This window comes from Mesorhizobium sp. B264B1B (assembly GCF_020165765.1).
In the GTDB taxonomy this organism is placed as follows: Bacteria; Pseudomonadota; Alphaproteobacteria; order Rhizobiales; family Rhizobiaceae; genus Mesorhizobium.
Genome location: NZ_JAIUIS010000008.1, coordinates 79,680 through 92,799, shown reverse-complemented (window position 1 = coordinate 92,799; position 13,120 = coordinate 79,680). Strand labels below are relative to the sequence as shown.

At 63.4% G+C, this 13,120-nt stretch carries 13 protein-coding genes; 10 read left to right on the top strand and 3 right to left on the bottom strand.

Annotated elements, in window-relative coordinates:
* Positions 1-442 precede the first annotated feature (442 nt).
* From pstS to phoB, 6 genes are all read left to right on the top strand, one after another.
* Positions 443-1,501 (top strand): phosphate ABC transporter substrate-binding protein PstS, encoded by a 1,059-nt coding sequence (gene pstS, locus LB547_RS17825; protein ID WP_140517885.1) that lies wholly within the window; start codon positions 443-445, stop codon positions 1,499-1,501.
* Between the two features lie 65 nt (positions 1,502-1,566).
* Positions 1,567-2,556, top strand: a complete 990-nt coding sequence (pstC, locus tag LB547_RS17820) for a phosphate ABC transporter permease subunit PstC (protein ID WP_140500571.1) — start codon at positions 1,567-1,569, stop codon at positions 2,554-2,556.
* A 3-nt stretch (positions 2,557-2,559) separates the two neighbouring features.
* Entirely contained in the window at positions 2,560-3,411 is an 852-nt protein-coding gene (gene pstA, locus LB547_RS17815; protein ID WP_140500572.1) for a phosphate ABC transporter permease PstA, read from the top strand.
* The gene (gene pstB, locus LB547_RS17810) at positions 3,408-4,211 is read left to right on the top strand and encodes a phosphate ABC transporter ATP-binding protein PstB (protein ID WP_140561568.1); all 804 of its coding nucleotides are present in this window, start codon (positions 3,408-3,410) and stop codon (positions 4,209-4,211) included. The genes pstA and pstB overlap by 4 nt, the downstream gene beginning before the upstream one ends.
* A gap of 25 nt (positions 4,212-4,236) precedes the next feature.
* Positions 4,237-4,944 (top strand): phosphate signaling complex protein PhoU, encoded by a 708-nt coding sequence (gene phoU / locus LB547_RS17805; RefSeq protein WP_140500575.1) that lies wholly within the window; start codon positions 4,237-4,239, stop codon positions 4,942-4,944.
* Positions 4,945-4,963: 19 nt separating this feature from the next.
* Positions 4,964-5,653, top strand: coding sequence for a phosphate regulon transcriptional regulator PhoB (phoB, locus tag LB547_RS17800; RefSeq protein ID WP_010911896.1), 690 nt, complete (start codon positions 4,964-4,966; stop codon positions 5,651-5,653).
* Positions 5,654-5,660: 7 nt separating this feature from the next.
* Here the strand turns inward: phoB and LB547_RS17795 are convergent, their stop codons facing one another.
* The gene (locus LB547_RS17795; protein ID WP_140500577.1) at positions 5,661-6,902 is read right to left on the bottom strand and encodes an ROK family protein; all 1,242 of its coding nucleotides are present in this window, start codon (positions 6,900-6,902) and stop codon (positions 5,661-5,663) included.
* A 259-nt stretch (positions 6,903-7,161) separates the two neighbouring features.
* Here LB547_RS17795 and xylF point away from each other — a divergent pair, with 259 nt between their 5' ends.
* The 4 genes from xylF to LB547_RS17775 all read left to right on the top strand — a co-directional run bounded on the left by xylF (position 7,162) and on the right by LB547_RS17775 (position 12,272).
* Positions 7,162-8,202 carry a D-xylose ABC transporter substrate-binding protein gene (gene xylF / locus LB547_RS17790; protein ID WP_140500579.1) on the top strand — a complete coding sequence of 347 codons (1,041 nt, stop codon included), beginning with the start codon at positions 7,162-7,164 and terminating at the stop codon, positions 8,200-8,202.
* Between the two features lie 142 nt (positions 8,203-8,344).
* On the top strand, positions 8,345-9,697 hold the full coding sequence (locus LB547_RS17785; RefSeq protein ID WP_140561572.1) for a sugar ABC transporter permease: 1,353 nt from the start codon (positions 8,345-8,347) through the stop codon (positions 9,695-9,697).
* Between the two features lie 15 nt (positions 9,698-9,712).
* Positions 9,713-10,513, top strand: a complete 801-nt coding sequence (locus LB547_RS17780) for an ATP-binding cassette domain-containing protein (protein ID WP_140500582.1) — start codon at positions 9,713-9,715, stop codon at positions 10,511-10,513.
* Positions 10,514-10,649: 136 nt separating this feature from the next.
* A complete protein-coding gene (locus tag LB547_RS17775) occupies positions 10,650-12,272 on the top strand; it encodes a CHASE domain-containing protein (protein ID WP_140517889.1) in 1,623 nt (540 codons plus the stop codon).
* 157 nt (positions 12,273-12,429) lie between these two features.
* On the opposite strand, the gene LB547_RS17770 is transcribed toward LB547_RS17775, so the two are convergent.
* Together LB547_RS17770 and LB547_RS17765 are read right to left on the bottom strand one after the other, a co-directional pair.
* Positions 12,430-12,675 carry a YMGG-like glycine zipper-containing protein gene (locus LB547_RS17770; protein ID WP_140500585.1) on the bottom strand — a complete coding sequence of 82 codons (246 nt, stop codon included), beginning with the start codon at positions 12,673-12,675 and terminating at the stop codon, positions 12,430-12,432.
* Positions 12,676-12,857: 182 nt separating this feature from the next.
* The gene (locus tag LB547_RS17765) at positions 12,858-13,028 is read right to left on the bottom strand and encodes a hypothetical protein (RefSeq protein ID WP_181167424.1); all 171 of its coding nucleotides are present in this window, start codon (positions 13,026-13,028) and stop codon (positions 12,858-12,860) included.
* Between the last annotated feature and the right edge of the window lie 92 nt (positions 13,029-13,120).

Here is a 13,120-nt window from a genome sequence, read left to right as displayed (position 1 = left end):
GATCGCACCATATCAAAGCCGGCGTCCAGCCGGGACAATGACGGCATTGAATTTCCGCTCTCTTCTAGTTACGGGCGGGAGCAGCGACCGCCAGTATGAAGCAGCGTCAATCTACCCCAACGGACCTGTTTTTGGCGATGGCCCGGCCAAGACATCCTCTGGCCTCGAGCAACGCGCTCCCGTCCGGCTTTTCTTCGATCAGCGGTCCATGCCGAATCCGATGGCTGTTTGGGTGGCCGGATAGCGCAAGTCCCTGATTCCCGAAGGCAAACCGGCGCCATGCCGCAGCCGCTAATCGCCATCGCCTTTCCAAGCGCCGGCGACGCGTTACCGGGCTGACACGAAACTGTCATGCGACTGTTATAATCGAACGCTATTGGCCTCAGCGGGCGCTGGCAAGGAATGGCGCCGAGAGACCATCTTCCGAACAGGAGCAGGCCATATGAGACATTTCATCCGCTCGGCGGCCGTTGCGATCGCAATGGCTGCGGCGTCCACCCTCACCCTTTCCGCGGCAATGGCAGCTGACATCTCCGGTGCCGGCGCCACCTTCCCTTACCCGATCTATGCGAAGTGGGCCGATGCCTACAAGAAGGAGACCGGCATCGGTCTCAACTACCAGTCGATCGGCTCGGGCGGCGGCATCAAGCAGATCAAAGCCAAGACCGTCACCTTCGGCGCTTCCGATGCGCCGCTGAAGGGTGAGGATCTCGAATCCACCGGACTTGCACAGTTCCCGATGGTGATGGGCGGCATCGTTCCGGTCGTCAATCTCGAAGGCATCAAGCCGGGCGAACTGGTGCTCGACGGCCCGACGCTGGCCGATATCTTCGTCGGCAAGATCACCAACTGGAATGACGCGGCGATCGCCAAGCTCAATCCCGACGTCAAGCTTCCCGACCAGGCGATCGCCGTCGTGCATCGCTCCGACGGTTCGGGCACCACGTTCAACTTCAGCTACTACCTGGCCGACGTCAGCGCCGACTGGAAGTCGAAGGTCGGCGTCAACACCGCGCTCGAATGGCCGGTTGGCATCGGCGCCAAGGGCAATGAAGGCGTCGCCAACAACGTCTCGCAGACCGGTGGCTCGATCGGCTATGTCGAATACGCCTACGCCAAGCAGAACAAGTTGACCTATGCCGACATGATCAACAAGGACGGCAAGAAGGTCGAGCCGACGGCGGCGGCGTTCTCGGCGGCGGCGGCCAATGCCGACTGGAGCTCGCAGCCTGGTTATGGCGTCATCCTGGCCAACCAGCCGGGCGCCGAATCCTGGCCGATGACGTCGGCGACCTGGATCCTGGTCTACAAGAAGCCCGGCGACGTGGCGGCGACCGGTGAAGCGCTCAAGTTCTTCGCCTGGTCCTACGCCAAGGGCGACGACATGGCCGGGGCGCTGGACTACGTTCCGATCCCCGACGCGGTCGTCAAGAGCGTCGAGGACATGTGGGCCAAGGACATCGTCGGCGAAGACGGCAAGCCGCTCTATTCCGCCATGTAATCCCTGCTGAACGAGGAGGGCGCTTCACGGCGCCCTCCCTGTCTTCCTTGAAACGCGAGGGCCAGATGACCGCCGTCTCCGAAGCCATGCCATCGTCGGCCGCCATGCGGGCCAGGGAAGCGACGGTCCGACGCTTCGCGCTCACCGATACGATTTTCCGAACGGCGACACGCTTTTCCGCCATCCTCGTCCTGCTCATCCTCGGCGGCGTGGCGATTTCGCTGTTTGCCGGCTCGTGGGAAGCGCTGTCGAAATTCGGGTTCTCCTTCCTGACGACCGAATCGTGGAACCCGGTCACCGAGAATTTCGGAGCGCTGGCCCCGATCTACGGAACCATCGTCACCGCCGCCATCGCTATCCTGATCGCCGTTCCCATCGGCATCGGCATCGCCATCTTCCTTACCGAACTCTGCCCGCGGCCACTCCGACGCCCCATCGGCATCGCCGTCGAGCTGCTTGCCGGCATACCCTCCATCATCTACGGCATCTGGGGCCTGTTCGTGTTCGCGCCGTTCCTGCAGACGACGGTGCAGCCCTTCATCATCAAGCTTTTCCACGACGTGCCGGGACTCTCCAGCCTGTTTGCCGGCCCGCCCTACGGCATCGGCCTTCTGACCTCGGCGATGATCCTTGCCATCATGGTCCTGCCCTTCATCACCTCGATCACCAAGGATGTCTTCGACACGGTGCCGGCGGTGCTGAAGGAATCGGCCTACGGCATCGGCTGCACGACCTGGGAGGTCACGCGCCGCGTCGTCATCCCCTATACCCGCGTCGGCATCATGGGCGGCGTCATGCTCGGCCTCGGCCGCGCGCTCGGCGAAACCATGGCGGTAACCTTCGTCATCGGCAACGCCCACCGCATCAGCGGCTCGCTGTTCGCGCCCGGCACGACGATCTCGGCGACCATCGCCAACGAGTTCACCGAAGCCGACGGCGATCTCTATACGTCTTCGCTGGTGGCGCTCGGCCTGATCCTGTTCGTCATCACTTTCCTGATCCTTGCCCTTGCGCGCTACATGCTGCTGCGCATGGACAGCCGCACGGGAGCCTGACCGATGTCGACGGCCACATCGCTTCACAATCGACGCAAGCGCAGGAATGCCGTGATGATGACGCTATGCGTCACGGCGGCGGGCATCGGCCTGGCCTGGCTGGCGCTCATCCTCGGCGCACTGCTCTATAAGGGCCTGTCGGGTGTTTCGCTCTCTGTGTTCACCGAAATGACACCGCCGCCCGGCGATGCCGGCGGCCTGCTCAATGCCATCTACGGCAGTATCATGATGACAGTCATCGCCGTCATCGTCGGCACGCCGATCGGTGTCCTCGCTGGGACCTACATGGCCGAATATGGCCGCTTCTCGCGCCTCACCACCGTCGTGCGCTTCATCAACGACATCCTGCTGTCGGCACCCTCGATCATCGTCGGCCTGTTCGTCTACGAGCTGCTGGTGCGGCCGATGGGACATTTCTCGGCGATCGCCGGTGCCGTCGCGCTGGCCATCCTGGTCATCCCGGTCGTCGTGCGCACCACCGAGGACATGCTCAACCTCGTGCCGAACGCCCTGCGCGAGGCCGGCGCCGCGATCGGCGCGCCGCGCTGGGTGGTCATCCGCTCGGTCGCCTACCGTGCGGCGCTGTCGGGCATCGTCACGGGCATATTGCTGGCCATCGCCCGCATTTCCGGCGAGACGGCGCCGCTGCTCTTCACGGCGCTCAACAACCAGTTCTGGTCGAGTAATCTCAATGCGCCGATGGCCAGCCTGCCCGTCACCATCTTCCAGTTCGCTCTCAGCCCCTACGAGGAATGGCAGCAGCTGGCGTGGACCGGCGCACTCATAATCACCCTTACGGTTCTCGGGCTGAGCATCTTCGCCCGCAGCCTTACCGGACGCAGAGAGGACAGATGAAACCGATGTTGTCCACCGAATTGAACACGCCCGAAGTCGCGGTCGAGAAAGCCAAGATCGAGGTCAAGAATCTCAATTTCTACTATGGCCAGTCGAAGGCGCTGAAGGATATCAGCCTGTCGCTGCCCGAGCGCAGCGTCACCGCCTTCATCGGGCCTTCGGGCTGCGGGAAGTCGACGCTGCTGCGCGTCTTCAACCGCATCTACGAGCTCTACCCGAGGCAGAGCGCCGAGGGCCAGGTGCTGCTCGACGGCCAGAATATCCTCGACCGCTCGCAGGACCTCAACCTGCTCAGGACCAAGATCGGCATGGTGTTCCAGAAGCCGACGCCGTTCCCGATGTCGATCTACGAGAACATCGCCTTCGGCGTCAGGCTCTATGAGAAGCTCAGCAAGGCGGAGATGGACGGCCGTGTCGAGCAGGCGCTGAAGCGCGCGGCACTGTGGAGCGAGGTCAAGGACAAGCTCAACGCCAGCGGCCTCAGCCTTTCGGGCGGCCAGCAGCAGCGCCTCTGCATCGCCCGCACGGTGGCGGTGAAGCCGGAGGTCATCCTGCTCGACGAGCCTGCCTCGGCGCTCGATCCGCTGTCGACCGCCAAGATCGAGGAGCTGATCGATGAGCTGCAGGCCGACTATACGATCGTCATCGTCACCCACAACATGCAGCAGGCGGCGCGCGTGTCGAAGCAGACCGCGTTCATGTATCTGGGCGAGTTGGTCGAGTTCGACCGCACCGAGAAGATCTTCACATCGCCCCGCGAGAAGCGCACGCAGGACTATATCACCGGCCGCTTCGGCTGATCCCAGGCATACGAGGACCAAGATCATGGCCGAACACACAGTCGCAGCCTTTGACGAAGATCTCGGACAGATCAGCAGGCTGATCCGCGACATGGGCGATCTCGCCTCATCGATGGTCGGCGGCGCCACCAAGGCGCTCCTGAATTCCGACAACGCGCTCGCCCAGCGCGTCGTCTCCGACGACGCCATCATGGACGCGCGCCAGCGCGAACTCGACGACCGCGCCATCACCCTGATCGCCAAGCGGCAGCCCATGGCGGACGATCTGCGCCATGTCGTCGGCTCGATCCGCATGGCGGGCGATCTCGAACGCATCGGCGATCTCGCCAAGAACATCGCCAAGCGCGTCGGCACCGTCGGCCTTGCCGCCACGCCGCGCGACCTGTCGCACTCCATCGACGCCATGGCGCAGCTTGTGCTGATCCAGGTGCAAGGCGTGATCGAGGAGTATGCGGCGCGCGATGCCGCGGCACTTGCGAAGCTGCGCGCCGACGATGAACGCATCGACGTCAAATACACGTCGGTCTTCCGCGAGCTGCTGACCTACATGATGGAGGATCCGCGCAACATCACCGCCTGCACGCATCTTTTGTTCTGCGCCAAGAATCTCGAGCGCATCGGCGATCACGTGACCAACATTGCCGAAAATGCCTATTATGTGCTGACCGGCACGCAATTGCCCGCCAATCGCCCGAAGCAGGACGAGACGGCGATGTCGGCGCCAGCGGCTTGACGGCAGGGGTGACCAGTCGATGATCGCGCCACGCATCATGGTGGTGGAGGACGAGGAGCCGCTGGGTGTGCTGCTCCGTTACAATCTGGAATCGGAGGGTTATCAGGTAGAGGTGGTGACGCGCGGCGACGAAGCCGAGATCCGCTTGCAGGAGAATGTCCCTGACCTTCTTGTGCTCGACTGGATGGTGCCGGCGGTGTCCGGCATCGAGCTCTGCCGCCGTCTCCGCATGCGGCCCGAGACCGAGCGGCTGCCGATCATCATGCTGACGGCGCGCGGCGAGGAAAGCGACCGGGTGCGCGGTCTCTCCACCGGCGCCGACGACTATCTGGTCAAGCCGTTCTCAACGCCGGAATTCATGGCACGCGTCAAGGCGCTGCTGCGCCGCGCCAAGCCCGAAGTTCTGTCCAGCGTGCTCAAGGTCGGCGACATCGTGCTCGACCGTGAATCGCACCGGGTCTACCGCAAGAAAAGCGAGATCCGGCTCGGGCCGACCGAGTTCCGCCTGCTCGAATTCATGATGCGACATCCCGGCCGCGTGTTCTCGCGCAGCCAACTGCTCGACAATGTCTGGGGCGAAACGATCTATATCGACGAGCGCACCGTGGACGTGCATGTCGGCCGGCTGCGCAAGGCGGTCAACAATGGCCGCATGCCTGACGTGATCCGCACCATTCGGGGCGCGGGGTATGCGATTCGCGAAGACTAGGGATATGTCACGCAACGTTCTCGCCCACGCCTGATTTCGCCTGTGCCCCCGGCGCGAAAATCTCCTGGTCGACGAAGGTCAGCGCGCGCATGGCGCAGCCCTCGCGGATCAGTGGCAGTTCGTTCGGCTCGGTGTCGAAGGAAATCGATTTCGAGTGCTGGCCGCCGGCGGTCTGGGCAATGGCCTCGCGCAGAGCCGGCTCGATCAGGTCGAAGGCGGCGGCGCTGACGCCGACCATGGCGACCGGCGCCGGATCGATCAGCGCGAACAGGCTGCCAAGGCCGTAACCCAGCGCCTCGCCGGCCTTGCGGTAGGCTTCGCGCTCCGGCCCGTCCTTTTCGCGCGCCGAGGCCGCCAGGGTGCGCATGTCGGCGTCGCTGACGTCGACGGGCTCGGTGTCCTCGCCAAGCTGCCTCGCGTTGCGCCAGATGGCATAGTTGCCGGCATAGGCCTCGACGCAGCCGCGCCGCCCGCAGCGGCAGAGCGCCCCGCCGGGGCGATGGATCATGTGGCCGAACTCGCCTCCGGATGAATGGGTGCCGGTGAACAGTTCACCCTTCAGCACCAAGCCCATGCCGATGCCGTGCGACAAAAGGATGGCGATGAAGTCGTCGCGGTAGCGCTGGGGATCGCGCCAGCGCAGCGCCACCGCCATCATGTTGCAATCGTTCTCCATGGTGGCGGGAATGCCGAACTCGGCCTCCAGTATGTCGGCGAAGGCGATGTCGGTCTGCGGCGTGATCGGCGACCACAGCATGGTGCGCGCATCCGTGTCGGTGATGCCCTGGATCGCCAGCGCGATACGGGCGATGCTGCCGACGTCGAGGTCGGGATCCTCGAACCGCCGCCTGACGATGGCCACGCATTCGCCGATCAGCGCCTCGCGCGACAGGGTGAGCGTGTCCAGCCGGCGCTGCTCTTCAGATATCACCTGGCCGGCATAGTCGATGACGGCGACGGAGAGAAAATTCAGCGACAGCACCACGGTCATCACCGCCGCGGCTTCAGGGTTGAGGCTGAGGCCGACCTGCGGCCGGCCGCGTTTCAGCGCACCGGCCTCGCTCGGCTTGCTCTGCGCCAGGATGCCTTCGCCAATCAGGTCGGAGGAGATCGCCGATATGGTGGAATGGCTGAGCCCGGTGGTCGCGGCAATCTCGGTGCGCGAGGGCTGCCCGGCACGGCGCACGGCCGCGATCACCATCGCCCGGTTGCGTCGGCGCAAATCGTCGTGGCGGATTCCGACCGACATGTTTCTCGCATCCTCCCCGTCGCCGCGTTCTCTCCCCAGGATCCCGACGACCGTCAAATACTGGCAGAACCGGCCTTGGCTGTCATTATTTATTCCGGAGCTCGAAAAAAATTCACGAGGACATCAAAATACATCAGAATCGACGTTGACAGCGTTCCGACGATGGACCAGTGTTTTTTCGAGGCTCGAAAAAATAGAGCCTTTGTGCCGGCCTACGGGCCTGTTTGGTCGCGCCATACGCGGCGCAGGGAGGATTAAGATGAAGAGATTCACAGCCGCCATCCTGGCGGGTGTCGCCATGTCGCTGACGCTCGCGTCGGTCGCGCAGGCGAAGGACAAGGTCATCGGCGTTTCCTGGTCGAACTTCCAGGAAGAGCGCTGGAAGACCGACGAGGCCGCCATGAAGAAGGCGATCGAAGCCGCCGGCGACAAGTATATTTCCGCCGACGCCCAGTCCAATCCCGGCAAGCAGCTCACCGACGTCGAGAGCCTGATCTCCCAGGGCGCCAATTCGCTGATCATCCTGGCGCAGGACGCCTCCGCCATCGGCCCGGCGGTGCAGAAGGCGCTCGACGAAGGCATTCCGGTCGTCGGCTATGACCGCCTGATCGAGAACAAGGACGTCTTCTATCTGACCTTCGACAACAAGGAAGTCGGCCGCATGCAGGCCCGCGAAGTGTTCAAGGTGAAGCCGGAAGGCAACTACGTCTTCATCAAGGGCTCGGGTGCCGATCCGAATGCCGATTTCCTGTTCTCGGGCTCCATGGAAGTGCTCAAGGACGCCATCGACAGCGGCAAGATCAAGAATGTCGGCGAAGCCTATACGGATGGCTGGCTGCCGGCCAATGCGCAGAAGAACATGGAGCAGTTCCTGACCGCCAACGACAACAAGGTCGACGCGGTCGTCGCGGCCAATGACGGCACTGCCGGCGGCGTCGTCGCGGCGCTGACGGCTCAAGGCCTGGCCGGTACCGTTCCGGTCTCGGGCCAGGACGGCGACCACGCGGCGCTGAACCGCATCGCGCTCGGCACGCAGACCGTGTCGGTGTGGAAGGACGCGCGTGAACTCGGCAAGAATGCCGCCGAGATCGCCTCGCAGCTGGCCGACGGCAAGAAGATGACCGATATCGCCGGCGTCAAGGACTTCACAACGCCCGGTGGGAACACCGTCAAATCGCTGTTCCTGACCCCGGTTGCGATCACCAAGGACAATCTCAACGTCGTCATCGACGCCGGCTGGATCAAGAAAGACGAGGTCTGTGCCGGCGTCGCGGCGGGCAGCGTAGCGGCCTGCAACTGATCTTCCATTTCATGCGATGAACGCCGCGGCTGCCAAGCCGCGGCGTTTTTTCAAGAAAATTTGTTTTTCCGCCCCGGGCGGGTAACTTCTAGGCTGGCTTCCGGCATCCCGCATCGGACGGGCAGGCCGGCGGGAGAAAATCATGACCGATACGACGTCCAACCCGCAGGCCGACACCGCGCGTGCGTCGGAACTCGGCGCCGTCGCCCGGTTCCTTAAGGCGACCGAGATCGACACGCGCATGCTCGGCATGATCGGCGCGCTGCTGCTGATCTGGATCGGGTTGCATGTCTTGTCCAGCCTGCGTCTCGGCGTCAATCCGCTCGATTTCGACAGCCGTACCTTTCTCACGCCGCGTAATCTGTGGAACCTGTCGGTGCAGACCTCGGCCGTCGCCATCATGGCCTGCGGCATGGTGCTGGTCATCGTCATGCGCAATATCGATCTGTCCGTCGGTTCCGCCGAAGGGTTGATCGGCATGGTCATGGGCTTCGCCCAAGTGCATTTCCTAGTGCGCTTCGTCGGGCTTGAGCTTGGCAACCCATGGATCTGGGTGCTGGCGCTGGTCATCGGCCTGGTGCTCGGTCTGTTGATCGGCGCCTTCCAGGGCTTTGTCATCGCCTATCTCGAAGTGCCGGCCTTTATCGTGACGCTGGGCGGGCTTCTGGTCTGGCGCGGTGCGGCATGGTGGGTTACCAGCGGCCAGACGGTGGCGCCGCTCAACGCGACGTTCCAGCTGATGGGCGGCGGCCCGGCCGGATCGATCGGCGCGACCTGGAGCTGGGTGGTCGGCATCGCCGCCTGCCTTGCGGTGGTGCTTGCGCTGTTCAACGGGCGGGTACAGCGCAAGCGCTTCCGTTTCCCGCTGCGTCCGATCTGGGCCGAGACGCTGATCGGCGTGGTCACCTGCGCCGTCATCATGGGCGCGGTTTGGCTGGCCAATTCCTATCCATGGCCTGTCGGCATCGTGAACAGATATGCAGCCGCCAACAACATAACCGTGCCCGAGGGCGGCCTGTTCATCGCCCACGGCATCGCCATACCGGTGCTGATGGCCATCGCCGTCGGGCTGGTCATGACCTTCATCACCAAACGCACCCGTTTTGGTCGCTATGTCTTTGCCATTGGCGGCAATCCGGAAGCAGCCAACCTCGCCGGCATCAATACGCGCTGGATCACGATGAAAGTGTTCATGATCATGGGCGTGCTGGCCACGATCGCCGCCGCGATCTCGTCGGCCCGGCAGAACTCGGCCACCAACGTGCTCGGAACGCTCGATGAATTGCTGGTGATCGCGGCGGCCGTCATCGGCGGCACGTCGCTCGCCGGCGGTTCGGGAACGATCATCGGCGCCATGCTGGGCGCGCTTCTGATGCAGTCGCTGCAATCCGGCATGGTGCTGCTCGGCGTCGACTCGCCTCTGCAGAGCATCGTCGTCGGCGCCGTGCTGGTCATCGCGGTGTGGCTCGACACCGTCTATCGCAAACGCGTTTGAGGGAGGAGGACAATCATGGCTGACAGGATCGCTCCCGCCGGCAACCCGCTGGTCGACATGCGCAACATCTCAATCGCGTTCGGCGGCATTCGCGCCGTCGACGATGCCTCGATCGATCTTTTCCCCGGCGAGGTCGTGGCCCTGCTCGGCCATAACGGCGCCGGCAAGTCGACACTGATCAAGATCCTGTCGGGCGCCTACAAGCGTGACGCGGGCCAAATCTTCGTCAACGGCGAAGAGGCTTCGATCTCCAACCCACGCGATGCCAAGAAATACGGCATCGAGACGATCTACCAGACCCTGGCGCTCGCCGACAATGTCGACGCCGCCGCCAACCTGTTCCTCGGCCGCGAGCTGAGGACCGCCTGGGGCACGCTCGATGATGTCGCCATGGAGGCCGAGGCGCGCAAGGTGATGGGCAGGCTCAATCCCCGCTTCCAGCGCTTCAAGGAGCCGGTGATCAAGCTGTCGGGCGGACAGCGGCAGTCGGTGGCGATCGCACGCGCGATCCTGTTCAACGCCCGCATCCTGATCATGGACGAGCCGACGGCAGCACTTGGACCGCAGGAAACGGCCCAGGTCGGGGAACTGGTCAGGCAGCTCAAGTCCGACGGCATCGGCATCTTCCTGATCAGCCATGACATTCACGACGTATTCGAACTGGCCGACCGGGTGTGCGTCATGAAAAACGGCCAGGTCGTCGGCACTGCCCGCACCACCGATGTGACGCAGGACGAGGTGCTGGGCATGATCATCCTGGGCAAATGTCCGCCTGGCGCCATTCCCGGACCAGGCGCGTTGAAGATCGCCGCCTGAAGCCTGCTGGCCTGAGCCCGTTACCGATCTGCCGATCAGGTGATATGCCAGCCGGCGGGATGGCTTGGCCTTGCCATTGTGTTGACCGGGCGACTTGCCCATAAAGGGCTCACATGCTGATAGGCCGCATTGTCCGTTGAAGAAGCTTTTTCCAATCGTCGCTTTCGTTGCCGTTGCGCTGATCAGCATGACAATGGCGGGGTTCGCCTATTTCGCGACGCAAGAGGCGGCTCGCATCAAGTTCGACGCGACCGCGGACGATGCGCTCAACCGTATCGAGAGCCGGATCGACCTGCAGCTGTCGCTGCTGCGCTCGTCGCAAGCCTTGTTCGACGCCCGCAATGGCGACATCTCGCAGAGCGAGTTCAAAGCGTTCTTCAATGCCCTCAATGTCGATACCAATTTCGCCGGCCTGCGCGGCATCGGCTTTCTCCGGCTGGTGAAAGCAGGCGACGAGGCAACGGTCGAACGCGACATGCTGCATGACCAGGGCGTCAGGCGTGCGATCTATCCGGATACGACGCAGCCATGGCGCACGCCCGTTGTGCTGTTCGAGCCGCTCGATCCGTCCAACAAGGCCAGCATCGGCTATGACATGTTCACCGAGCCCGTGCGGCGCGCGGCAATCGAGAAGGCAATGGCAGATGACCAGCAGCACGCGAGCGGGCTGGTGCAACTCGGCCAGGACACGGGTGCAGCACAGACCTTCACCGGCTTTCTCGTCTTCGTGCGGCTCAACGTCGAGACCGCACCTGATGCCATAAACGCATCGCGATCCTCGACGGTAGGCTTTCTCTACGCGGCCTTCCGGGCCAGGGAGTTGTTCCAGATCGCGCTCAGCCGCGCGCCGCTGCTGCCGGTCAACACCGAAATCTACGATGGCGGCGTCGATCCGGATCATTTGCTGTTCCGGTCGGAGACGCCGCCCGTGTCGGGCTTTGGCGACAGGCTGTTGGTCACCCGCAAGATCAGCGTGGCGGGCCGTCCGTGGACCGTGCAGTTCAGGCCGACAAGCGCCTTCTCGCAGCCATCGTCGCGGGCCATCCCAGTCATGCTCGGCCTGTTCGGGTTGCTGCTGGCCGGCGCCATCGCGCTTGTCGCGCGCTATCAGGAGCGAGCCTACGAGGCAGCATCGCTGCTGCATGAGACGACGGAAAAGAGCCTGCTCGAAAAGGATTTGATGCTGCAGGAGATGAAGCATCGCATCAAGAATTCGATCACGCGAGTGCTGGCGATCGCGCGCCAGACCGCGTCACGTGCCAGCGACGTCAATGAGTTCTCGGCATCTTTCTCGGCCCGGCTACAGGCAATGGCCGCGTCCCAGGACATGCTGACGCGCTCGCGCTGGCAGAAGGCGGATCTCGGCGATCTCCTGCGCATCGAGCTTGGCCAAGTGTTCGGAAAGGAGCTGCCGGAAGAGCTTTTGTCCGGGCCGGAGGTGCTGCTTGACGAAACCACGACGCAGGCACTGGGCCTCACCTTCCACGAACTGGCAACGAATGCGCTGAAATACGGCGAGGCCGGCAATACGGTCGGCGCCCTCAGGATCGAATGGTCGGTCGAAGGGCGCGGGCGTGACCGGGTCTTGGCTCTGAGCTGGCAGGAAACCGGGCAGAAGAAGGTCGACGCCCCGGCCACGACCGGCTTCGGCACCAAATTGATTGACCTCAATGTCACGCGTGAGCTGCGTGGCACGATCCACCGCGATTATCGCGATGACGGATTGAATGTGGAAATCAGGATTCCGCTGCCGGCGTGAATGCCATCGGGCTTGGCGGAATCGCTCCAGGCTTCGCGCGGCGGCCAATAAATTGCCGCACCGCTGCCGGGTTCGCGAATGAGCCCGACAGCGCGCGATTCAAGTTGCTCGGAGCGGTTCAGCGTCGATAGATCGCCGATCCGCTCCTTGCTCGCAATTAGTTGCAGCGAGCCGTGTAGATGCGACCCCGATGATCGCGATACTGGCAGTATCCATTGCGCAGGTTGCGGACCAGCAGGCCGGAGCCGGCACCGACGGCCGCGCCGATCAGCGCGCCCTTGCCGCCGCCGACCAAGCCGCCCACGCCGGCGCCGATCAAGCCACCGCCGACGACATCCTGCTCGGTCGAGGTACAGCCGCTGACGGCGACCACGGCAGCCATGGCAATAAGAATTTTCCGCATAGGGTCACTCCTCACTTCGTGTCCTCACTTTAATAAGCTCCAGCCGTCACTTAGCATGAAAAAACGACCTTTGCTGCTCCAATTTATTGTTGGTGAAGAGAGTCTTTTTCTGGGCGCAGCTTTCCGATGCCTCGGCCGCCGAAAAACCCGAGCGATGTGCGCGCGCGAACGTGGGGGCGGGATCAGGCCAGCTGGGACAGGGCGATCAGGACAATTGCCGCGGCCAACGCCGGAGCGACGATGGGCAGGATGCCATGAGCAACCGGCGATGCCGTGGATGTCTCGGGATCCTGGAATTCGCTCATCGAAATGCGAGCGGCCTGCTCGAGTCTGTTGATATCGGCGACCGTCAAGGCGCTCCTCCCCACTATGCTGCGGCAAAGCCCTCGAAAGCCTGCTCGTCGGCTCGGCAGTTCCATCGGTATCTGGCAAAAACAGCATCTGC